The sequence below is a fragment of the Streptomyces sannanensis genome (assembly GCF_039536205.1).
Lineage (GTDB): Bacteria > Actinomycetota > Actinomycetes > Streptomycetales > Streptomycetaceae > Streptomyces > Streptomyces sannanensis.
The window spans coordinates 7,119,973-7,141,678 of the sequence record NZ_BAAAYL010000001.1; the positions used below are offsets into that span (position 1 = coordinate 7,119,973).

A 21,706-nucleotide genomic window follows, 5' to 3' on the forward strand; every position below is an offset into this window, starting at 1 on the left:
TAACTCGATCATTACCAGAAAATCTACAGCACTGTAGAGAATGGCGGGGCGGGGCCCGACGACTCAGTACGATGGGGTCGCACAACGGGCGGGCGAACGTGAAGGGAAACGGAGTTGAGTAACCAGGAAACTGCCGGCTCGCTCCCTGGGGGCGGCATCCGTAGACGGGGACAGGGTGAACTCGAGGCGCAGGTGCTGTCCGTGCTGCGGGACGCGCCCGGCCCGGTGACCGCGGTTTGGGTGCAGGCGCAGCTGCCCGGCCACCTCGCGTACACCACCGTCATGACGATCCTTACCCGGTTGCGGGCCAAGAACGCCGTCACGCGGGAGCGGGAAGGCCGGTCCTTCGTCTGGCGGGCGACATCCGACCAGGCGGGCCTGGCCGCGCTGCGGATGCGACGGGTCCTGGACGGCGAGTGCGATCGGGAAGCGGTGCTGGCCAGTTTCGTCACATCGCTCTCCCCCGAGGACGAACGACTGCTGCGCGGTCTGCTCAGCCATACGAGCGACGATCCGGAGGAGTGACCGGGTGGGCGTCTTCGTCTTCCTGCCGCTGGTGCTGCCCTTGACGGCATGGCCGATCGCGCGCCTCGCCGAGCAGCACCTGCATCCGGTCACCGCGACCCGGCTCCTGGCAGGTGTGAGCGCGCTGATGGCCCTGTCCAGCACCGTGTGCCTGGCGTTGATCATGGTGGTCGGAACCGCCCAACTGCCGGGCAATCCGCTGCCGGACAGCTGGTCCGATCCGGAGGTGCGCAAAGCGGTCCCGTACGACGAGGTCGTCGGCATCATCGCGATTCCGGCTCTGGCCGTCGTGGCCGCTAGCTGCGTCTGGACTGTCTGGCGTCACCACCGGGTGCGGCGCAGCGCCGTACGGGCTCTGGCGGGGATTCGGCCGTCACCGGTCGCGGTGCTGCCCGACGAGTCGCCGTACGCGTATGCGCTGCCGGGCAGGCGGGGGCGGATCGTGGTGTCCACGGCGATGCTGGCCTGCCTCGATTCCGGGGAGCGCAGGGCGCTGTTCGCCCATGAACGTGTCCATCTGACGGCCTCCCATCACCGCTACCTCCTGGCCGCACAACTTGCCGCGCGGGCCAACCCGTTCCTGCGGCCCCTGTGTACCGCCGTCGCCTACGGGGCGGAGCGCTGGGCGGACGAGGAGGCGGCCCGGGTGATCGGGAACCGGCGGGTGATGGCGCGTGCGGTCGGCAAGGCCGCCCTGGTCTCACGGGGTACGCCTTCGCCGGCACTGGCCGGTTTTGCTGCCGGTCCCGTGCCCCGGCGCGTGGCCGCCCTGCTCGGTCCCATGCCCCCGGCCCGGTCGTGGCCGTCCGCCTTCACCGTGGCGGGCGTTGCCGTCTGGACGGCTGCGGCCGGTGCGACGGCGTCCGCTCTGTCGTCGGCGAACTCGGCTGTGGCGCTCTTCCTCGTCCTCAAGGCGGCGACACCGCTCTGAGCGGATCGAAGGACCTACGACCGGCAGGCGGGAGCGGCGAGTCCGCCGTGCCGGACGGTGGTGATCGGGCTGTGACGATCAGCGGCGTGCCCGGATACGTTCCAGGGCGGCCACACCCACGGCGGCGAGGGCGATCTGGATGCCCCACTCGACCCAGTCGATGCCCTTGGTGTCCGCGACGCCGAGGGCGGACGCGATGCCGCTGCCGATGAGGGCGGCGACGATGCCGACGGCGATCGTCCACAGGATGCCTATGCGCTGTCGGCCGGGGAGGGCGAGCCGTCCGAGCACGCCGATGACGGCGCCGATCACTATTGCGCTGAAGATGCCGGAGATTTCCATGACGCCCCTTCCGGTGTGTTCTGAACTGCGTATGCCCGCCTGGGCGTTACACATTCGCGAATGACGGGTTCTCCGCCGCACCGGCCTTTGTGGGCGGGCCGTCAGGGCCGGAGGGGACCGGCCCTGACGTCACGGGGGAGTGCGGCGGTCAGCCCTCGTCGCCTTCGTCCTCGTCCTCGAATGCGTCGCCGATCTCGTCGATGACCTCGGCTGCGACCATGCCGCCGACGACTCCGACGGCGAGACCGGCCGCGCCCGCGGCGATGGCGGTACCCATGCCCGGTCCGGAGTGGTGGTGCCCGCCATGGCCGTGACCGGACGCGTACGGGTCGCCGTGGCCGTACGAGCCGTGGGTTCCGTAGGAGGAGCGGTGCTCGACGAGTTGGCGCATCCAGCTGTCGACTTCGGCGTTCCAGTCGCGCTGGTGAACGTCGTGGTGGCTCACGGTGAAACGGGTGAGCGCGTCGTGGCCGCCGGAGAACAGGCCGCCACGCTTGTCCGCCTCCAGGACGACCTCCATGCCGCCCGGGGTGGCGAGGAAGGTCACCTCGATCTCGTTGATCGCGTGCGCGTACTGCGGAGCGGGAGTGAGCTCGATCTCCTGGTAGAAGGGGAGCTGCTGGCCGGAGCCGCCGATACGGCCGTACTCGAGGTCGGCCGACTTGAAACCGAAACCGAGTTGCCCGAACGCCTCCAGGATCGCTTCCTGTACCGGCAGGGGGCGTACCGCGAGCGGGTCGAGGTCGCCCTTGTCCTTGGCGGCGGCCACTCCGAGCTCCGTGCGTACGCCGAGCACGATGCCGAGCGGCTGGCCGTACAGTTCGGTGACCGGGGTCTCCCACGGGAGCGCCACCGAGAACGGCAGGCTGCGCTGCTCGCCCTCAGTGAGGCGGAAGCCGCCGCCGACGGTGAACCGGTCGAAGACGACGACGCCTTGGTGTTCGCCGCCTTCCAACTCGGCCTCGACGCGGGCGACCAGCTCCAGCGTGATGTGCTCGATGCCGAAGTCGGCGTTGCCGCCCTTGAGATGGACGTCGCCGGTGAGGCTGCCGCCGGGCAGGACAGCCCCGGGGGCGAGGACCGTGTCCACGGCCGGGCCGCCGACGCCGATCGAGCCGAGCAGTCGTTTGAACACCATCGTGGCGTTCACTCCTTCGTGGTGCGCGCGGTTCTGTGTGGTGGTTCTGTGGAGCGGCAAGGAAGTTCCTTACCGCCGGGCGTTGTCTACACGCATGTAGAGCATAGGGAATGAGGGGCCGGAAGGTGTCCCGCCATCCCTCGAAGCGGACTGACCAGGAGTTTTACTCGGGCCTCCACATCAAGGACGCCCTCGGCGCCGCCGACCGCACCCGGCCCTTCCCCCGCGCCGCGCTGCACCCGATCGCCGAGGTCACCCTCGACACACCCCTGGACGACACCATGACAGCCATGCGAGCGGCCGGAACCCACCTCGCCGCCGTCACCGGCAACAAGGGCACGGTCATCGGCTTCGTCACCATGGAAGATGTCCTGGAGGAACTCGTCGGCCCGACCTCCGACGCCGCCGCCTGACACGCCCGGCCCGCAATGGCCGGCACCCGACGAGGGGGCCGGCCATTGCCGTACTGCGCGACGGAGCGGTAGCGGTCGGTGACTCGGCCCGGATGATCTACAGGGCTGTAGAGTGACAGCTGTGGCCGAGGGTGTGAATCGGTCCGCCAACACCCGGACAGGGCCCAAGGGTTCAGGCGGCAGGCGGAGTGACTCCCGCCGATCCTGCCTAAGATCACACCTTGCAAGAACATGATCCGCAGCGCGCATTGAGGAAAGAGCATGACGGACGCCACGGCCCAGGTGCCGCAGCTGCGCCACACCTTGGCCTGCCGATGCCGCGCGATCACCGAGGCGCGCTGGTTCGCCGTAGCGGTCTTCGCTCTTATCCTCGCCAACGCCGCCGTCCTCGGTGTCGAGACCTACACCGGAGTCGTCGACCAATGGCGCGGCGCGCTGCGCGTCGTCGAGCACAGCTTCCTCGTGGCCTTCACTGTGGAGATGCTGCTGCGCGCCGGCGCCCATGCCGACCGGCCCAAGGACTTCTTCCGCGACCCGTGGAACCTCTTCGACCTGGCCGTCGTGCTCGCCGCCTTCCTTCCGCTCGTCCGTGAGAACAGCACCGTCCTGCGGCTGCTCCGGCTGGCCCGGGTCCTGCGTTCCGCCCGCTTCCTGCCGCAGCTGCGCATCGTCATGGTCGCGATCGGCCGAAGTCTGCCCGGGACCGTCAGCTTCCTGCTCGTCGGTGCCCTGCTTCTCTATGTGTACGCGATGATCGGCTGGGTCTTCTTCGCCGCCCACGATCCGCAGCACTTCGGCTCCATCGGCCGGGCCGTCCTCACGCTCTTCCTCCTCATGACCCTGGACGGGCTGGGGGACTCCGTACGCGCCGGCCTGGAGATATCGCGCTGGAGCATCGTCTACTACGCCTCGTACGTACTTCTCGCCTCGTTCGTGCTCGTCAACGTACTCGTCGGCGTCGTCATCAACTCCCTCGAGGAGGCCAAGGAGATGGAGGAGGAGCAGGCCGCTGCCTCCCCGGAACACTCCACGTCGTCAGACGTCGGGCGCGAAGACATCAGGGCGCGGCTGGCCGCGACGCGAAGAGCCCTGGACGAGCTCGAGGCCGGTCTCAGCAGTCTTGAGGAGGCCCGTCGATGACGCGGCATCAACCGGGGCGAAGGTACGGTGCGACCGGCCCGGCTGCGGGTGCTCCACGCTATGGCTCCGGTCACCGGCCAAGGCCGCAGCCGAGGGCTTCGAGCAACCCACGCTCGCGCCGGGCGCTCAGACCGGCACGTCTTGCCCGGTCCAGACCCTGCTCACGTTCCCAGAGCAGGGCGTCGGCCAGTAGCTCCGCCCGGGGCCGGTGACGGAGTCCCGCAGCGCGCGCCGCGGACCCGTTCCGGGCCGACCATCCTTCCCAGCCCTGCTCGACCAGCCACATCGGCAGCGACTCGGGTCCCATGTACTCGGCCACGCCGTTCGCGAGCAGCCATGCCCAGGCGGGTTCGCCGACAGTGGATCCGGCGTGGAACGCCCGAGGTGCGGGGAACCGAGCGCACTGATTCGCTGAGTGAGGGGCAGTCCACAGCGAGGACCTCACAGGAGCAGCGATGGACATCACAGGCGGACCCGGCAGCCACGCCAAGGAAATGCGTGCGCATGCGCAAGAACTCGAACAAGCCGCGGAAAGCGCTGCCGATCCCAAGGAGAGGAGGCGCCTGATGGAAGAAGCACGCAAGCTGCTCAACGACAGCGAACAGGAGAGCGCCATGGCTGCGGGAGACATCTACCCGCAGGACTAGCCCCTGCCCCGGACCCCGGGCCCTGGGCCTCGGGGGGTCGGCCCGCCCCGCGTGCCCGTGAAGTGCCGGGTGTCCGCCGATCACTCGGCGTCGCGTGCCAGGTCGAGGGCGAGCGCCTGCACCCGAGCCCCCAGTGGAGCACGTATGACCACACTTGCCGACCCCGTCCCCGGCGGGCGGCCGGGCGATGTGGAGCGGGCCGTCGCACTGAGCGCGGAGCTCGCCGAGCGAGGAGTGCACGGGATCGTACTGGCCTATGTCGACACCGCCGGCATCGGCCGGGTGAAGACGATCCCGGCATCCCGGCTCGCCTCCGCTGCCGCGTGGGGCGTCGGTATGTCGCCGGTGTTCGACACCTTCCTGGCGAACGACTCCATCGTCTCCACCGACGTGCTCGGCTCGCCGGACGGCGACCTTCGGCTCTACCCCGACCTCGACCGGCTGGCGGTCCTGGCCGGCCAGCCCGGCTGGGCGTGGGCGCCGGTGGACCGCATCACCCAGGAGGGCGAGCGGCACCCGGGGTGCAGCCGCACCGTGCTGCGCCGGATCGTCGCGGACGCCGCCGAGCGCCACGGCATCACCTTCAAGGCAGCCATCGAGGTCGAATGGGCGGTCGGGCGGGGAACCGCCCAGAAAGCCGACTTCGTCCCCGCGTGCTCCGGTCCCGCGTACAGCGCCACCCGGCTGGTCGAGCTGAGCGACTACGTCGCCGAACTGATGGCGGCGTTCGCGGTCCAGGGCGTGGACGTCGACCAGGTCCACCCCGAGTACGCGGCCGGTCAGTTCGAGATCTCGGTGGGCCCGCTCGACCCGGTGGCCGCGGCCGACCGGAGTGTGCTGGTGCGGCAGACCATCCGGGCGGTCTCGCTGCGCCACGGCCTCAGGGTCTCGTTCTCACCGGCCGTCCTCGCCGAAGGCGTCGGCAACGGCGGCCATGTACACCTCTCAGCCTGGCGCGACGGGGTGAACCTGCACTCCGGCGGCGACCGGCGGTACGGCATGACCGCCGAGGCGGAGTCGTTCGTCGGCGGTCTGCTCGCACACCTGCCCGCGCTCACGGCTGTGACCGCGCCGAGCCCGGCGAGCTATCTGCGGCTCAAGCCCTCGCAGTGGGCCGGGGTCTTCACCGCCTGGGGGCACGAGACACGCGAGGCCGCGGTGCGCGTCATCACGGGCACCGCGGGTCAGCGCGACCGGGCGGCGAATCTGGAGGTGAAGCCGGTCGACCTGGCCGCCAATCCCTATCTCGCGCTCGGCTGTCTCATCGCCGCCGGTCTTGACGGCCTGGAGTCGTCCACCGCCCTGCCCGAGGAGATCACCGGAGATCCGGCACTCTTCACCGCCGCCCGGGCGACGGCCCAGGGCGCCTTCCGCCTGCCGACGACGCTGGACCGGGCCGTCGAGGAGTTCCGCAAGGACCAGCTGCTCCGGGTCGTGCTGGGGCCGGTCCTGGCCGACGCCGTGATCGCCGTACGCCTCGGGGAGATCGCGGCCGTGGCCGGGCTGGACGACGGGCTGGTGGCGGCTGCGTACCGGTGGAAGTACTGACGTGGGCAACGCGTCCCCCACTGACGGGCCGGTCCATGAGGCCCTCGCCGGACTGGCCCTCGTCGACCACCACTGTCATGGCGTGGCCACCGCCGACCTGGCTCCTGAAAGCTTCGAGTCGCTCATCACCGAGGGTGACGCATGGCCCGACAGCGGAATCACGCCCTTCGACAGTCCCGTGGGCGTGGCCATCCGCCGCCATTGCGCTCCTGTGCTGGGCCTGCCACGGCACGCTCCCGCCGCGGGGTACGTGGCGCGTCGGGCCGAGCTCGGCTGGCGCGAGGTGAACCGGAGGTTCGTCTCCGGCGCGGGAACCGGTGCGTTCTGCCTCGACACCGGTTACGCACCGGACGCTGTCACGACGCCGGCGGAGCTTGCCGCGTCAGCGGGCGGCGCGGCTGCCGTGTACGAGGTCGTACGACTGGAGAGCGTCGCCGAGGCCGTGGCGGCCGCGGGGGTGGAGCCGGACGAGTACGCCCCCACGTTCCTCGCGGCCGCGCGGGAGGCCGTGGAACGGCGAGGCGCGGTGGCGGTGAAGTCCGTCGCCGCGTACCGCACCGGGTTCGACCTGGACCCACGCCGGCCGTCGGACGCGGAAGTCACCGAAGCGGCCCGGCGGTGGCTCGCCGCGGGCTCACGGGGCGGCCGGCTTCACGACCCCGTGCTCATGCGGCACCTGCTCTGGACCGCCGTCGACCTCGGTCTGCCCCTCCAGCTGCACACCGGATTCGGAGACAGTGACATCCGGATGCACCGGGTGGATCCCACCCACCTCACGGACTGGCTCCATCTGACCTCCGGCACGATTCCGGTGATGCTGCTGCACTGCTGGCCCTATCAACGCCAAGCCGCCTACCTGGCGACGGTGTTCGCACAGGTGTACCTCGACGTCGGGCTCACCCTGCACTACGTCGGGCCCTCTCGGGCCCGGGCCATCCTCGAGGAAGCACTTGAGATCACCCCGTTCCGCAAGCTGCTCTACAGTTCCGACGCCTACGGGGTGGCGGAGTTCTACCATCTCGGCGCACTGGCCTTCCGACGAGGCCTGGCCTCGCTGCTCCAGGAGCGGGTGGACGAGGACGAGCTGAGCCTGCCCGACGCGGTCCGTATCGCCACATGGACGGCATGCGACAACGCTCGCCGCGTCTATCGGCTCCCCGAGCACGACTGAGCGCTCGCCGCGGCGCTGTTCGACAGCGAGGAGAGCATGGTCCGCCTGGACATGAGCGAGTACCAGGAACGGTCCAGGCCGTCCCGACGCTGCTCCTGCTCGACAGAGGGCAGGTGATCGCCAGGCAAGCGGGGCGGCGCCCGCCCAGGCCCTGCGCGAATGGGTCGAGGAGACCGTCTCCGGCCGCCGGTGACCTACCCTCGACGGAAGGAGGCTCCGCCATGAAGCAGGCCGATCCACATCTCTCGCTCGTGCGCCCGGTGACGCCGCGCACTCCCCAGGGCTGCGAGGAGTGCCTACGCCTCGGCACTTCTTGGGTGCACCTCAGGCTCTGCCTGATCTGCGGTCACGTCGGATGCTGCGACTCCTCGCCGTTCAAGCACGCACGCCTGCATGCCCATACCGTCGACCACCCCATCATGCAGTCCTTCGAGCCGGGCGAGGACTGGCGCTGGTGTTATGTCCACGAGGTCCTGGTCTGATGAGCACCAGGAGGAAAATCTCGTCCGTGTGCCCGAGCGCCGGTCGCCCGCCGGCGTCTTCTCGCGCCGGCTGATGCTCGCCGATACGCTCGATACGGAACACATCAGGGCCGACCAGGACGCAGGTGTCCTGAACCTGCGCATCCCGATTGCCGAGCGCGCCGAGCCCCGCAGGAACGCCGTCGGTGCAGGGGCAGTCCGCCCAGGCAGATCAGCGGCTGACGCCTCAAATCGCGCGGCGTGCGCGGAGCGGAGATCTTCTCCGCTTCACCCCGCCCTCCGCGCGCCGGAAGGGGGCCGGAGGATGCCCATGAGATGGGAAGCGTTCCTCGATGAGGTGCGGGAGCGCGGCGAGTACGCCTCGGAACAGGAAGCGGAACGCGCTGCCCGCGTCGTTCTCGGCCTGCTCGGCGCACACCTGGTGGGTGAGGAGCGCACCGAACTCGCTGCCCGGCTGCCGGAGACGTACGCCCTGATCCTGCTCAATCCCCTCCAGGCCGCGGAGCCGCTGTCCCCGGAGCGGTTCGTCCGGGCGACAGCGGCGTGGATCGACGGAGCCACGGAACAGACCGCGAAATGGGACGTCGGTGCCGTACTCAGCGTGACCGCGGACGCCGCCGGTGACGATCTCATGCGACGGCTCCTGCTCCAGCTCCCTCCGGGCTACGACCTGCTCTTCGGCCCTCAGCCGACATAGCAAGGGCGGGAGGACCGACGCGTGTGCTCACACGCGCTCCACGAGCATCGCGACGCCCTGCCCGACACCCACGCACAGGGTGGCAAGACCACGGCGGGCGTTCTCCCGCTCCAGCCGTCCGATCAAGGTGAGCAGGATTCGGGCGCCCGAGCAGCCCAGCGGATGGCCCAGCGCGATGGCGCCACCGTCGGCGTTGACCTTCTCCTCGTCGAGCTTCAGGCGCCGGATGACGGCCAGGGCCTGTGCGGCGAAGGCCTCGTTCAGTTCGATCGCGTCCAGGTCGCCGATCTGCCGGCCGGCACGGGACAGGGCCTTCTCCGTGGCGGGGACCGGGCCGAGGCCCATGATGTTGGGCTGGACTCCCGCCGACGCGGAGGTGACGATCCGGGCCCGCGGGGTGAGCCCGTACCGCTGGACGGCCGCCCCGCTCGCCACCACCAGTGCGGCGGCACCGTCGGACAGCGGTGAGGACGAGCCCGCCGTGACGATGCCGTCCTCGCGGAAGATCGTCCGCAGGCTTCCGAGCTTCTCCAGTGTCGTGGAGGGGCGCGGGCCCTCGTCGCGTGTCACCTCGCCGCCCTTGACCGGCACCGGCACGATCTCCCGGTCGAAGCGGCCCGCCTGCTGGGCCGCGACCGCCCGCTGATGACTGCGGAGCGCGAAGGCGTCGGACTCGGCACGGGTGATGCCGTCCAGAGCCGCGACCTCCTCGGCGGTCTCACCCATCGACAAGGTCGACTTCACCGTTTCCGGCCCGGCACCGGCAGGCACGGCCCGGTCGGCGGCGGTGAAGCGCGGATTGGTGAAGCGCCAGCCCAACGAGGTGTCGTGCACCTCGCCCGGCTTGGCCCACGGAGTGCCCGGCTTTTCCATCACCCACGGAGCGCGGGTCATCGACTCCACGCCGCCCGCGACGACGACGTCGGCCTCACCGGCCCGGATCGCCTGGGCGGCCGAGGCGACGGCGGTCAGGCCGGAGGCGCACAGCCGGTTCACGGTGTAGCCGGGAACCGTGTGCGGCAGCCCGGCCAGCAGCACGGCCATCCGGGCCACGTCACGGTTGTCCTCGCCGGCCTGGTTGGCGGCGCCGAGGATCACCTCGTCCACGGCCTCGCCCGGGAGCCCGGCGCGGCGGACGGCCTCTCCGACGACCAGGGCCGCCAGGTCATCGGGGCGTACGGAGGCCAGAACGCCGCCGTAGCGGCCCTGCGGGGTGCGTGCCCCGTCGATCAGGTAGACCTCGTCAGACATGTGCGGACTCCTCGATGGGTGCGGGCCGACGCGACTCGAGGGGCTCGAAGGCCTTCTCGGACATGCGTTCCACCCCTTGACAGGCAGTTCGGAGGCTGGATTACTTGGCCGTGCGCACGCTAACCGAATGTTCGGTCGGTTGACAAGATGGTGGAAACATGACGCAGGTCAGTGACGCGATATCCAGCCCCACCGAGGCGATGTTCGCCGCGGACGAGGCGTCCCGGAGTCTGGGCATCGAACTGCTGGAGCACGGAGAAGGCACTGCCGTTCTCCGGATGACAGTGACGTCGGCGATGGTGAACGGGCATGGGATCGCCCACGGCGGATATCTCTTCCTGTTCGCCGACACCGCGTTCGCCTGTGCCTGCAACAGCCATGGCCCGGTGACCGTCGCGGCCGGCGCCGACATCAATTTCATCGCCCCCGCGCACGAGGGCGATGTACTCCTGGCGGCCGCGCAGGAACGCACCCGCTTCGGCCGCAGCGGCATCTATGACGTGAGCATCCTGCGCGGCGACGAGGTGATCGCGGAGTTCCGCGGACGCAGCCGCAGCATCCGAGGCGCGAAGGAGACACGCTGAACAGTTGAAGGGTCAGTCGGGGGTGTGCCGTCCGGAACGCCTTCACGCCCCGGACATGGAGGAACTCTCATGGACATCGCGGCACTCGCCATGTGGGCGGTCACCGCTCTCGGCGGCTTCTACATGCTCGCCACCTGGTTCTCCCGCGGCGGACCTCACAGCCACGACAGCCGCCTGCCCGTCCCCGTCGTGTTCGGGCACTTCGCGCTCGCCGCCGCCGGACTGGTCGTATGGATCCTCTACGTGATCAGCGACGCGGGCGCACTGGCGTGGACCGCCTTCGGGCTGCTCGTACCGGTCGTTCTGCTCGGCCTCACCCTGCTCGTGCGCTGGATCCCCGTGTACCGGCGCCACGTCACCGCGCAGGCCGGCGGAGCCGACAGCGGGCCCGTCGAGGCGTACTTCCCGGTCACTGTTGTGGCCGGGCACGGGCTGGCCGCCGTCACGACCGTCGTGCTGGTCCTGCTCACCGCGTCGGGGATCGGCGGCTGACCGGAGCCCGGGACGGGACGCCGTCCCGAGCTCTGCACCGGGCCGTCAGGAACTCCTGCCGCTCCGCGTGGTGCGCCACGGCGTGAACGCGTTCGTCACGCCCGCGAGGGCCGTGCGCAGCTCGGGGTGGTGGCGCAGCAGGACGGTGACCATGGAGTTGTCCTCGATCCAGGCCAGGCCCGCCTTGGAGTACACCTCGGGGGTGTAGTACTCGGTGAAGAAGCGGTCGCTGTTCAGCCGGCGCGACGCCATCAGGATGAAGATACGAAATGCCGTGTCGCTGAAGGCGAATCCGGCCGGCAGCTTCTCCGCGTACATCCCGACCGTCAGGTCGACCTTCTCGATGTCGTCCTCGTAGAGACGTCTGATCTCCTTGGCCCACGTCGGGTTGTCGGTCAGTTCCTCGAAGCTCTCCGCGGGCTTCAGTCGCAGCAGTCGCCGGAACTCGTTGTAGCGGGGGACCCCCAGTTCCCGGCTGCGCAGGATGTCGGTGGCGGCGAGGTCCTGGAGGTGGCCGTCGGGGCGCTCGTACTCCTGGAGGAATCTGGGGAAGTTGTGCAGGGTGACCAGCCCCGGGTGGAGCGTGCCGAAGCTGTAGAGCAGATCGGCCATCGGCGTGTTCTTCAGGACCTTCAGTGCCTCGGGACCGGCGATGTCGCGGAAGGTGCAGTGGCTCAGGGTGGTGTTGTCGGCCGCGGAGCGCAGGTGCCACTTGTCGCGGATGAGCGGATGCATGCGGTAGACGGCCACGAACTCCTCGGTGAGGGCGTACGGGATGCCGTAGTGGTCCGTGCTGCCGCCGGGGATGCCGCTGACGACTTCGCTCCCGCTGATCCGGCCGAAGAGATCGTGGACGCGCTCGCCCGCGATGCCCCACCAGTTGGCCCGCAGGGCCTTGACGGTGGTGGGGTGGCTGATCACAGCCGGTGTCCACTCAACTGTGTGGATCTTGGCGAGGAGCGCGGCGTTGACGAGCCGGGCCCTCTGGAACAGCTCCTCGTCGCCCCAGGACGGATAGGCGGCGTGCAGATGGTCGCAGATCGCGTTGTGCTCCCGGGTGAACAGGTTCTGCATCATGGCGAGGCCCAGCCAGAAGCCGGGAACGCGCGAGGGATCACGAGCCGGGTCGGACGTGAGTGGGGTCTGCTCGTCCCACAGGCGCAGTCTGCCCAGCTCGCCGTTGCGCATATGGCGCTGTTCCTCTTCGTTCGTCCCGTATATCTGGGACGCGTCCCACCAGTGGGAGGAGACATTGACGCGGGTGTCGGGCGTGCCTGCGGGAGCCCGGGGGTCGCGGGTCGGGTCGTCCGGTGTCCGCATGATCCGCATGGGGCGCTCCGGCCACGGGTCGTCGTCCATGAGGGGGACTTCCCAGGGCCGTTCCGTGGGGCTCGTACCGTGGCTGAACCAGTCACGGATCATGAACTGCAGCCAGGCGGCGACCAGAGAGTTCACCGACTCGGCCGGGATCAGCCCGTCGCGGGTGAGCAGGGCACGGCTGACCTCGCGCGGGTTCGGCCTGGACAGCACGGACTCGGGCGTGGCCGGGACGATCCTGTCGAGCGGGATGTTGCGGCCGAAGCGGGTGCCCGCCATGCCCATGCGCGGCTCGTCGAGGTCGTTGTGGCTGCCGTCGGCGGTCCGGTTGACCTTGTGGCTCGCGGAGGGTGGCGCCGGATCGGGCAGATCGACGGACGGCAGCCGGGTGGTGTCGTGGAGGTTCTTCTGGCGGAGTCTGACGCGCAGTCCGAGGAGGGTCAGCAGGCCGGGTATGACGGCCAGGTTGTTCCAGCCGATGTGCCGGTCGACATACTGGGCGGCGCCGGTGACGATCCGCCAGGGGAGTGAAGAGCGGTATCCGGAGCCGGATTGCCGGGGGGTGGTTCGTTGCGTTTTCATCGCGCTGCTCCTTGGGTCCCTGGTCGGTTCGCGGGGTGCGACGATGCCTTGGCGCTTCCGGGGCGGGACGCATCGTCGAGGATCACATCGCTCGCCTTCTCGCTGATCATGTAGATCGGGACGGCGACGAAGAATCCGGGAATGCGGGGAAAGACGGAGGCGTCGACGATCCGCAGGCGGTCCACGCCGCGCACTCGGAAGCGGCTGTCCACGACGGCTGAGGGATCGTCGGCCCTGCCCATCGTGCAGCTGCAGGAGGCGTGGTGACCCCAGGCCTCGTCCTGTACGAAGCGGCGGACGCTGTCGCGGCCGCGGACCTCCTCGCCGGGCCACAGTTCCTCGAGGATCACGGAGTCGGCCTTGCGGTTCATCCCGCGTACGAACTCCACCGCGTCGGCCGTCGCTTCGAGGTCCAGACCGTCCTTGTCCGTGCCTTCGGTGAAGGAATGGAAGTTCACCAGTGGGGTGTCCCGGGGGTCGGCGGAGCGCAAGCGCACTCGGCCCCCGGTGTTGTGGGTGCGGCTCTTGAGGATGGCCCAGGTGAAGCGGTCCCGGTGACGTGTCAGGTCGAGCGAGTAACCGGGGTAGTAGCCGCGGAAGTCGAACGGGCCGCCGAAGATGAACAGGTCCGGGACGTCGAGCTCCGGGCGGGACGTGCGGGTGATGCCCACGACGGCACCGTTCGTGGTGTACAGACCCTCACCGCGCTGCCAGGCCTGGTAGCAATGGTCCGGTTCGGCTCCGGGCCGCGGGGCGTGGAAGTCACAGTCCTTGATGACCGGGAACTCGCGGTCCATCCGGCTGACCACGCCGACCTCGTAACGGTCCTGCAGATTGGCCCCCACGCCCGCGAGGTCGACCCGTACACGGATGCCGTGCCGCTCCAGCTCCTCGCGCGGGCCGATCCCCGAAAGCATCAGCAACTGGGGCGTGTTGAAAGCCCCAGCGGCGAGGATCACCTCACGCGAGGCGAACACCCTGCGCCGGACCGGAGGTCCGAGGCCGTCCTGGCTGCGGGGGTCGGCCCGGTAGGCGTGCGGCCGGTCCAGGTAGTCGACGCCGGTCGCCACCGAGCCGCTCTCGTCCAGCACCACTTGGGTCACCAGGGCGTTGGTGCGGACGACCAGATTGTCCGGGTGGCTGTGCCGTACGGCCTGGACGCGCTCGCGGGCGGCGCTGCGCCGTCCGTTCGCCGTGGAGATCGGGATCTGCCACAGCCCCTGCAGAGCCTGTGTCTGCACCCGCCAGTCATTGGGATCGACGAAGGCGCCGAGTCCCTCCAGCGGGGAGAGGGGCCGGCCGAGGAAGCCGGCCAGCGAGTCCTGTGCCGCGGAGAGGATGACCTTCAGCAACTGCTTGTCCTGGATGACCAGTTCGGGGTCGGCGAGGCAGGTGGGCAGCCAGCCGTCGAATCCGTGCCGCGCGTCGTTGCGGTAGCGGGCCCCGATGAAGGGCAGGGCCTTCAGCAGCGCCGCCAGGAGCGGGTTCCGGGGCGGCTCCTTGGGCCTCGGCCGGTAGGTACAGCGCTCCAGCCGCTCGAAGTAACGGCGCATCGCCGTGCTGTGCCACGAGTCGTCGCCCGTCTCCTGCGCGATCGCGTCCCAGTCGGCGTTGTACGGGTAGACGGTGATCAGCGCGTGATGCGCGGTGCAGCCGCCGACCGCCCCGGCGCGCGGATAGAGGATGCCCCTGTCCGGCACGAACTTGCTGTCGCGCCGCTGCTGATGCTCGTCCGCGTAGTGCCGCACGAAATAGTCCCAGCGCTGGACCGGGTCCTCGGAGGCATCGGCATGGAAGGCGGGCACCAGGTAGTTGTCGTTCTCCGCGTCTCCGCCCGCGTCGAGGAGCAGGACACGCATGCCTGCGGCGGCAAGATTCGCCGCCAGGGGGCCACCGCCGGCTCCCGCACCGACGACCACATAGTCGAAGCCCGTCTCGACAGTGCCGGCCGCAGGCCCGGTGGTCACTTCCGTTTCCCCTTCACGGGGCGGCTGTTGGCGGAGACATCGGCCGCCCCGGAGGCGGCAAGGATGGTGTTGGTGGCCGAGATGAGGGTTGTCAGGGCCGCGGTACGGGGTGGCAGTTGGCCGCGGATCCCGAGCATGGCCGCGGTCGCGGTGTCGCTGCTGTGGATCACAACGCCCTCGCGCAGGTCTTCCCGGAGTTGCTCGCCACGGCTGGTCAGCAGATCGAGGCCGAGCAGGATCGTACGGATCCCGAAGAGCCGGAAGGCGTAGACGGCCGCCGGGCTGAGCTCACGGCCGGGTTCGAGGCGCCGGATGAGTACGTTGGGCGTCAGCAGGCCGGTGACCCCGTTGAAGAGCCTGACTCCGGCGAGCGCGTAGACGGAGACGGGGCGGCGGGCAGCGCTTTGCTTGGGCATGATGTCTCCCTGAGAGGGTGCGACAGATTTCCGGCGACAGCGGAAGCGCACGATTACTCTCGCGACATAAGGTGTAATTCCCCCCAAATAATGCTATGGGAACGACTGTGCGCACGCATCTTGAGGGCGGGATGAAGAGCCCGGTGACGCCCCCGAACTGCTCGTAGCATCAGTTCAGGGAAATGGGTATCTTTTGCGCCGATATGTTCCGGCTGCAAGCATCGAGAAGGTGATGAGGCCACCGGGGTGCGGCCGGCGACGGCGCCACGCCGCGGAAGCGGAGAGGGTCGGCGATATGTCCGATCATCAACCGAAGCATCGGAGCCTGCAGAAGTGCGAGAAGCGGCAGTGGGAGCTCCGCGAGGGGATTCGCTCGCGCATCGGTGAACTACGAGCGCTGCTGGAGACCAAGAAGCAACGTGCGGAGCAGGACGCCGACCCCACCGTGCGGGCGGCCGCGCCGACGCTCTACAAGAGCGCGGCCGTCGAACTCTGCATCGCCGAAGAGGCGCTCAACCACTGTGACTGTCCCCGACGCCTGGCCTCGGCACATCTTGCCGCGGCGCAGACCCATCTCGACGCGGCGCTGAACCTCCTGCTGCGGCTCGCCCCGCTCGACGACGTGACGGCGAGGATCCCCAACCTGCTGGCCCTGGTCCGGGAACATCTCGCCGAGACCGACCCCCGGAGGGTCCGGGTCGAGCAGATCGCGAAGAACGCTCTGAAGCCGAAGGCGGAGGCGAAGCCGCTCAGCTACGAGGAGCGCGAGGCGCTCATCGACGCGGCGGGCGTCGCCCGCCAGGCCCTGCAGCGCGAGCACCTCCGCGTTCTCAGCTTCGTCCGTGTCGTCCTCTTCGTGACGCTCGGCCTCATGGTCATGGCGGTGGCGGTCGCGGTGCTGGGAAGCCTGTTCCCGCAGCTGGTACCACTGTGCTTCCGGCAGCCCCGCCCCGAGCTCGACTCCTTCGACATCGTCTGTCCCACCCGGAGCGAACTGGTCCCCAAGACCGCCACCGAGGGCTACGCCCAGGCCGGCTCCTCGTGGGACTACCTCGTCGTTGAGCTCGTCGGGCTCGTGGCGGCCTCCGTCGCTGCGGCCGCCACGCTGCGCCGGATCAAGGGCACCTCGACCCCGTACAACGTGCCGGTGGCGCTGGCACTGCTGAAGCTGCCGACCGGCGCACTGACCGCGGTGCTGGGACTGCTGTTGATGCGCGGGGAGTTCGTGCCCGGACTGTCGGCCCTCGACTCGTCGGCGCAGATCATCGCTTGGGCCATTGTCTTCGGCTACGCCCAGCAGATTTTCACCCGGCTCGTCGACGACCAGGGTCAGGCCGTCCTGAACGCCGTGGGCGGCCCGAACAACATCCCGCCGGTGCGCGACCGCGACACACAGGAACAGACCTGAGACCGACGGCCGGGCGACCGCATGTCGGCCTCTCCCCGTACCCCGAACGCATCTCTCCTGTTGCGCCGCATCGCTGACCGTGTGCCTGCTGGAAGCGGGTCGTACGAGCACAGGACTGGTGGGTGTCCCATGGCAGTGACGGACAACGCACGCGCGGAACAGCTGAAGCACGCCGAGGCCGCGGCCGAGCGCTATGCCCGGACCAGCGCCGAGCGGCAATCGATCGAGCGCCGGCAGGACGCCGGGGTGAAGTTCCCGGATTCCCCGGAGGCCCTCGCAGTCCGCGCCACACGGCTGCTCGACCGGCAGGGGGTGCCCGCCGCGGCGGTGGTCGAGAGCATCCGCGAGGAGCCGCTGGACGCGCCAGCCGCGTACGAACGCATCCTCGGCCTCTCCAAGGAGCTGCAGGCCTGGAGCTTCCTGCCGCGCGGCGCACGGGTGGCGCGCACCGTCGCCCGGATCTCGGTCCGGGAGAACGGACGCGAGCTGCCCCTCGGCACCGGCTTCCTGGTGTCGCCACGCCTGCTGATGACCAACCACCATGTACTGTCCGACCCGGCGACCGTGCAGCAGTGCTTCGTCGAGTTCGACGCCCAGGTGACCATCGACAACACCCCCGCTGCGCCCGTCCGGCTCGAGTTCGATCCCGGCGCCTTCTTCCTGGCTGACGAGGCACTCGATTTCGCACTGGTGCTGGTCCGCCCCGTCAGCGACAGCCAAGCGCCGGGGGAGGTGTTCGGGTGGAACAGGCTCAGCGTCCAGCAGGGCAAGCTGGTCATCGGTGAGCCGGTGAACGTCATCGGTCACCCGATGGGCCGCCTCAAGGAGATCGCCGTCCGCGACAACGCGCTCCAGGTCCGGCTCGACGACTTCCTGCACTACAAGACCGACACCGAGCCCGGGAACTCGGGCTCGCCGGTCTACAACGACCAGTGGGAAGTGGTGGCCCTGCACCACAGCGGTGTGCCGAAGAAGGACGCCCAGGGCCGCACCCTGCGCAAGGACGGGCAGGTCTGGCAGCCCGGCGACGGTGACGACGCCATCGACTGGGTGTCGAACGAAGGCGTACGCGTCAGTTCCATCCTCAAGCACCTCGCCACTGTGCCGCTCGATCCCACGCGACGCGCCCTGTTGGGCGAGATGGGCATGGACTCCGGCCTCCAGGAGGCGGCAGCCGCACCGCAACCTCCTCTGCAGCCCGCAGCCGTCGTTCCGCCCGCCGTCGCCGTGCCACGGCCCACTCGCGAAGCGGCCGCCGCACACGTCGGCCTCAGAGCCCGGAGAACGGCCTTCGGCGGCAATCGGCACCTGGTCTTCCTGCACGGCAGGAGCCAGCAGGGCAAGGACCCCGAGCAGCTCCGCCGGGACTGGACCGCAGGGCTGAACCAGGGGCTCACCCGCGCCGGGATCACTCCGATCGATCCGGCGGACACCTGGTTCCCGTACTACGGCGACAGGCTCACGGAGGTCGTCCGGCAGCATGAAGCCGTTCCCCGTTCCTTCGAGGAGCTGGCGGCCGCGCCGGTGGCGGAGGCATGTGCACCCGCAGGCCCGTCCAGAGAGACGTACGAACGACTGATTGCGGAGGCGGCGGGCCGTTCGGGAATGCCTCAGGAGGGCCGGCTGGCCCCCGAGCGGTTCGGGGGCTCCGTGGTCGGGGCCCTGCAGCGGGAGCTGAGCTGGCTGGCGGCCAAGACCGACCTGGACGAGTGGGTCATCGCCACGATCCTCCGGGACGTTGCCGCGTACCTCGACGACCCGGGCGTCCGGGATGCGGTCCTGGACTGCGTGCTGGAAACGATGCCCGCCTCCGGCGAGGTCGTCTTCGTGACCCACAGCCTCGGCACGGTCGTCGGTATGGACCTCATCACCCGACTCTCCCCGGAACTGGACCTCACCCTGCTCGTCACCGCCGGCAGCCCCCTGGGGCTGGACGCGGTCTACAGCCACCTGCTCGTCGGTGGCCCCAAGCGCCCGGAACGAGTGGCCCACTGGCTGAACGCATGGTGCCCGACCGACGCCGTTGCCATCGGATGCCCGCTGGGGGACAGCTGGAAGGGCGAACTGACCGATCTGGCCGTCGCCAACGCGCGCGACCGGGCACACAGCATCGAGGAGTACCTCGGCCACCCGGAGGTGGCTTCCACGATCGGGCACACGATCATCCCGGCATGACGAAACCTCTGTTGACCTCCTGAGATTTGAATCGGGAACCACAGGCCGGAGGGGAAAGCTGGAGAAGAAAATGCGGGCCGCCTGTGCACACAATGAAAGAGGGGCGGAAAGACCGATCCCCCTGCGCGCGCACCTTCCTTGCAGGCGAGGAGGCGGACCGCATGACAACGGCAGAGATCGTTTCCGCGACGGAAACGGACTACCTGTCACAGATGGCGATGGCGGCAGAACGCTACGCGAACCGGACCGCGCAGCGGGAGAAGAACCGAGCCGTGCTCAGGACGCGCGGCGTGCTGTACGCCGACGAACCGGAGCGGGTCGAGAAGCGGCTGGCGCGACTCGGCGTCGACTGGTCACTGGCGATGGCGATCGAGAAGACGCCATCGGAACCCATGGCGACGGCAGGGAGCACCCTGCCACTCCCACCGGAGAGCTTCGGCAGCAATGTTCTGGGCCTGGAACGCCTCATCGGCCGCAACAATCTCACCCCGGTGGCATTCCTGGAGGAAGGCAGCCTGGTCGCCCGCTCGGTCGGCCGGGTCACCATCAGCGGGCCCGGGGGCGGTCACGGCACCGGCTTCATGATCTCCCCGTCCCTTCTGCTCACCAACAACCATGTGCTGCGCAGCAAGGAGGAAGCGGGTCGCAGCGTCGTCGCGTTCGGACTCCAGGCGGGTATCGACGGGCGCCCGCTCGTGCCGGCGGTTTTCCAGCTGGAGCCGCAGAGGTTCTTCGTCACCCATCGTGACCTGGACTTCAGCGTGGTCGCCGTGGCCGAACGCGGAGCGCAGGGTGAGGCGCTCTCGTCGTTCGGTTGGCTGGCGCTGAGCGGAGCACAAGGCAAGGTCATTCTGGGGGAGTTGGTCAACATCATCCAGCACCCCAGGGGCGAGCCCAAGCAGGTCGCGCTGCGCGAGAACCAGATCGTCGATGTGCTGGATCAGTTCCTGCAGTACGAGTCCGACACCGAGTTGGGGTCGTCGGGCTCCGCTGTCTTCAACGACCAGTGGGAGGTCGTCGCGCTGCATCATTCGGCCGTCCCGAAGACCGACGCCGACGGCCGGCCCCTGAGCATCGACGGGACGGTCTGGACTCCGGAGATGGGCGAGCACCGGCTGGCGTGGAAGGCCAACGAAGGGGTGCGGATCAGCCGTATGCTGCAGGCGCTGCACGAGGTCACGCTGACCGGCACAGCCGCCCGGCTGCGGGACGAGGTGTTCACCGCCCGAGCCGCCCCGCTCCCGGTGGAGGGGCCGACGCCCCCGGCGCCCGCGCCGTCACTCGACGGGGCGGCGGACGGGGCGGGACCTGACGGGTCCGGAGCGTACGTGACCGGCGGGACCGTACAGCTCAGCGTCCCACTGCGGATCACCGTCGGTGTCGACACGCCCGTGTTCCGGGCAGGTACGGTCACCGCCCCGCAGCCCGCGTACACGCCGGCACCGACGCCCGCACCCATGCTTCCCGCGGTCGGACGGGTGGACGGAAGCGCCGCTGCCGCGAGAGACCTGGATGCGGCCCTGGTCAGCCTCCGGCTCGCGGAGGTCCGGCCCTACTACGACCGTGCAGCCGACCTCGCCGCACGAGACGCCTACTACGCGGGAATCAGCACCGGCGACGGGAAGGAACTGCGCCGGGCGCTCACCGCATTGCTGGAGGAGACCCACTCGCCCCGGCCCAAGTACAAGCCGATGCTGCTGGTCTACCCGTGGGTGGACCTGCACAAGGACGGCAAGCTGCGCAGCATCTACTCCGGCAAGCCGTTCTCTGCCGAGGAGTTCATACGCGCCGACGCAGCGGTGGAGGAGGCCCGTCTGGCCCGTATGCAGGAACTCCTCCTGCACGAGAGCACGATGGGCCCGGCCGAGTTCGAAGCGGAGTTCGACGCTCTGGAGGCGTCGATGTCCTTCAACTGCGAACACGTCGTCCCGCAGTCGTGGTTCGCCAAGCAGGAGCCCATGCGGGGTGACCTGCACCACCTGTTCGCATGCGAGGTGGGGTGCAACAGCTTCCGCGGCAACTTCCCCTACTTCGACTTCCCCGGCTTCGAGGAAGTGGTCCGGGACGACTGCGGAATGCGCGAGGACGTGGGATTCGAACCCGAGGAGGGAAAGGGCACGGTCGCCAGGGCCACCCTGTACTTCCTGCTGCGCTACCCGGGGCTCGTCGGTGACGCACCGGGGGAGTTTCCCAAGAACCGGCTTCCCGACCTCCTGACCTGGCATGACAACGAGCCGGTGAGCGAGTACGAGCAGCACCGCAACGCCGCCATTGCGGAGATGCAGGGCAACCGCAACCCCCTGATAGACCACCCTGAGTGGGCCCGCACGATCGACTTCTCAGGCGTCTGGCCCTGAGCCGTCGTCTCCTCGGACGGGCATCTCCCCCTCGGGCCGGCACAGCCGGCCCGAGGGGCAACATCGCGCCCGCAATGGAGCGGAGTCCGTCCCTCCCTTTTGCGGAGGGACCCGGGTGACGGG

At 69.5% G+C, this 21,706-nt stretch carries 19 protein-coding genes and 3 pseudogenes; 15 read left to right on the forward strand and 7 right to left on the reverse strand.

What is annotated here, in order from left to right:
- Nucleotides 1-114: 114 nt before the first annotated feature.
- Both ABD858_RS33195 and ABD858_RS33200 read left to right on the forward strand, forming a co-directional pair.
- Nucleotides 115-525, forward strand: a complete 411-nt coding sequence (locus ABD858_RS33195) for a BlaI/MecI/CopY family transcriptional regulator (RefSeq protein WP_345033917.1) — start codon at nt 115-117, stop codon at nt 523-525.
- A 4-nt stretch (nt 526-529) separates the two neighbouring features.
- Nucleotides 530-1,456 carry a M56 family metallopeptidase gene (locus tag ABD858_RS33200; protein ID WP_345033915.1) on the forward strand — a complete coding sequence of 309 codons (927 nt, stop codon included), beginning with the start codon at nt 530-532 and terminating at the stop codon, nt 1,454-1,456.
- A gap of 78 nt (nt 1,457-1,534) precedes the next feature.
- Here the strand turns inward: ABD858_RS33200 and ABD858_RS33205 are convergent, their stop codons facing one another.
- Nucleotides 1,535-1,798, reverse strand: coding sequence for a GlsB/YeaQ/YmgE family stress response membrane protein (locus ABD858_RS33205; RefSeq protein WP_345033913.1), 264 nt, complete (start codon nt 1,796-1,798; stop codon nt 1,535-1,537).
- Nucleotides 1,799-1,946: 148 nt separating this feature from the next.
- Complete coding sequence (locus ABD858_RS33210; protein ID WP_345033912.1) at nt 1,947-2,936, reverse strand: sporulation protein; 990 nt, start codon at nt 2,934-2,936, stop codon at nt 1,947-1,949.
- A 128-nt stretch (nt 2,937-3,064) separates the two neighbouring features.
- Here ABD858_RS33210 and ABD858_RS33215 point away from each other — a divergent pair.
- Together ABD858_RS33215 and ABD858_RS33220 are read left to right on the forward strand one after the other, a co-directional pair.
- Nucleotides 3,065-3,349, forward strand: a pseudogene (locus ABD858_RS33215) (CBS domain-containing protein); the annotation flags it as partial.
- Nucleotides 3,350-3,610: 261 nt separating this feature from the next.
- Complete coding sequence (locus tag ABD858_RS33220) at nt 3,611-4,489, forward strand: ion transporter (RefSeq protein ID WP_345033910.1); 879 nt, start codon at nt 3,611-3,613, stop codon at nt 4,487-4,489.
- 70 nt (nt 4,490-4,559) lie between these two features.
- Here the strand turns inward: ABD858_RS33220 and ABD858_RS33225 are convergent.
- Nucleotides 4,560-4,829 (reverse strand): annotated as a pseudogene (locus ABD858_RS33225) (oxidoreductase); the annotation flags it as partial.
- A 115-nt stretch (nt 4,830-4,944) separates the two neighbouring features.
- On the opposite strand from ABD858_RS33225, the gene ABD858_RS33230 reads away from it, so the two are divergent.
- The 6 genes and pseudogenes from ABD858_RS33230 (at nt 4,945) to ABD858_RS33250 (ending at nt 9,034) form a co-directional block, all read left to right on the forward strand.
- Nucleotides 4,945-5,136, forward strand: a complete 192-nt coding sequence (locus ABD858_RS33230) for a DUF6381 family protein (protein ID WP_345033909.1) — start codon at nt 4,945-4,947, stop codon at nt 5,134-5,136.
- A gap of 144 nt (nt 5,137-5,280) precedes the next feature.
- Complete coding sequence (locus ABD858_RS33235) at nt 5,281-6,684, forward strand: glutamine synthetase family protein (RefSeq protein ID WP_345033908.1); 1,404 nt, start codon at nt 5,281-5,283, stop codon at nt 6,682-6,684.
- 1 nt (nt 6,685) lies between these two features.
- Nucleotides 6,686-7,855, forward strand: coding sequence for an amidohydrolase family protein (locus tag ABD858_RS33240; RefSeq protein ID WP_345033907.1), 1,170 nt, complete (start codon nt 6,686-6,688; stop codon nt 7,853-7,855).
- Between the two features lie 221 nt (nt 7,856-8,076).
- Nucleotides 8,077-8,337, forward strand: coding sequence for a UBP-type zinc finger domain-containing protein (locus ABD858_RS33245; protein WP_345033906.1), 261 nt, complete (start codon nt 8,077-8,079; stop codon nt 8,335-8,337).
- Nucleotides 8,315-8,494: pseudogene (locus ABD858_RS37010) on the forward strand (Hsp20 family protein); the annotation flags it as partial. The gene ABD858_RS33245 and the pseudogene ABD858_RS37010, both read left to right, overlap by 23 nt.
- A 147-nt stretch (nt 8,495-8,641) precedes the next feature.
- A complete protein-coding gene (locus ABD858_RS33250; protein ID WP_345033905.1) occupies nt 8,642-9,034 on the forward strand; it encodes a DUF2267 domain-containing protein in 393 nt (130 codons plus the stop codon).
- Between the two features lie 27 nt (nt 9,035-9,061).
- Here ABD858_RS33250 and ABD858_RS33255 read toward each other — a convergent pair whose 3' ends face one another.
- Entirely contained in the window at nt 9,062-10,285 is a 1,224-nt protein-coding gene (locus ABD858_RS33255) for a thiolase family protein (protein ID WP_345033904.1), read from the reverse strand.
- A gap of 158 nt (nt 10,286-10,443) precedes the next feature.
- On the opposite strand from ABD858_RS33255, the gene paaI reads away from it, so the two are divergent.
- Together paaI and ABD858_RS33265 are read left to right on the forward strand one after the other, a co-directional pair.
- Complete coding sequence (gene paaI, locus ABD858_RS33260) at nt 10,444-10,869, forward strand: hydroxyphenylacetyl-CoA thioesterase PaaI (protein WP_345033902.1); 426 nt, start codon at nt 10,444-10,446, stop codon at nt 10,867-10,869.
- A 69-nt stretch (nt 10,870-10,938) separates the two neighbouring features.
- A complete protein-coding gene (locus ABD858_RS33265; protein ID WP_345033899.1) occupies nt 10,939-11,361 on the forward strand; it encodes a hypothetical protein in 423 nt (140 codons plus the stop codon).
- A gap of 45 nt (nt 11,362-11,406) precedes the next feature.
- Here ABD858_RS33265 and ABD858_RS33270 read toward each other — a convergent pair whose 3' ends face one another.
- The 3 genes from ABD858_RS33270 to ABD858_RS33280 are packed head-to-tail and all read right to left on the reverse strand — an operon-like array spanning nt 11,407 to nt 15,643.
- Nucleotides 11,407-13,260 (reverse strand): peroxidase family protein, encoded by a 1,854-nt coding sequence (locus ABD858_RS33270; protein WP_345033897.1) that lies wholly within the window; start codon nt 13,258-13,260, stop codon nt 11,407-11,409.
- Nucleotides 13,257-15,227 (reverse strand): GMC family oxidoreductase, encoded by a 1,971-nt coding sequence (locus tag ABD858_RS33275; protein WP_345033895.1) that lies wholly within the window; start codon nt 15,225-15,227, stop codon nt 13,257-13,259. The genes ABD858_RS33270 and ABD858_RS33275 overlap by 4 nt, the downstream gene beginning before the upstream one ends.
- On the reverse strand, nt 15,224-15,643 hold the full coding sequence (locus ABD858_RS33280; RefSeq protein ID WP_345033893.1) for a hypothetical protein: 420 nt from the start codon (nt 15,641-15,643) through the stop codon (nt 15,224-15,226). The genes ABD858_RS33275 and ABD858_RS33280 overlap by 4 nt, the downstream gene beginning before the upstream one ends.
- A gap of 295 nt (nt 15,644-15,938) precedes the next feature.
- Between ABD858_RS33280 and ABD858_RS33285 the strand changes: the two genes are divergently transcribed.
- The 3 genes from ABD858_RS33285 (at nt 15,939) to ABD858_RS33295 (ending at nt 21,583) form a co-directional block, all read left to right on the forward strand.
- The gene (locus ABD858_RS33285; RefSeq protein ID WP_345033890.1) at nt 15,939-17,051 is read left to right on the forward strand and encodes a hypothetical protein; all 1,113 of its coding nucleotides are present in this window, start codon (nt 15,939-15,941) and stop codon (nt 17,049-17,051) included.
- Between the two features lie 129 nt (nt 17,052-17,180).
- Nucleotides 17,181-19,226: a trypsin-like serine peptidase gene (locus ABD858_RS33290; protein ID WP_345033888.1), complete on the forward strand. Its 2,046-nt coding sequence runs from the start codon at nt 17,181-17,183 to the stop codon at nt 19,224-19,226.
- Nucleotides 19,227-19,387: 161 nt separating this feature from the next.
- Complete coding sequence (locus ABD858_RS33295) at nt 19,388-21,583, forward strand: endonuclease (protein WP_345033886.1); 2,196 nt, start codon at nt 19,388-19,390, stop codon at nt 21,581-21,583.
- The last annotated feature ends 123 nt before the right edge of the window (nt 21,584-21,706 follow it).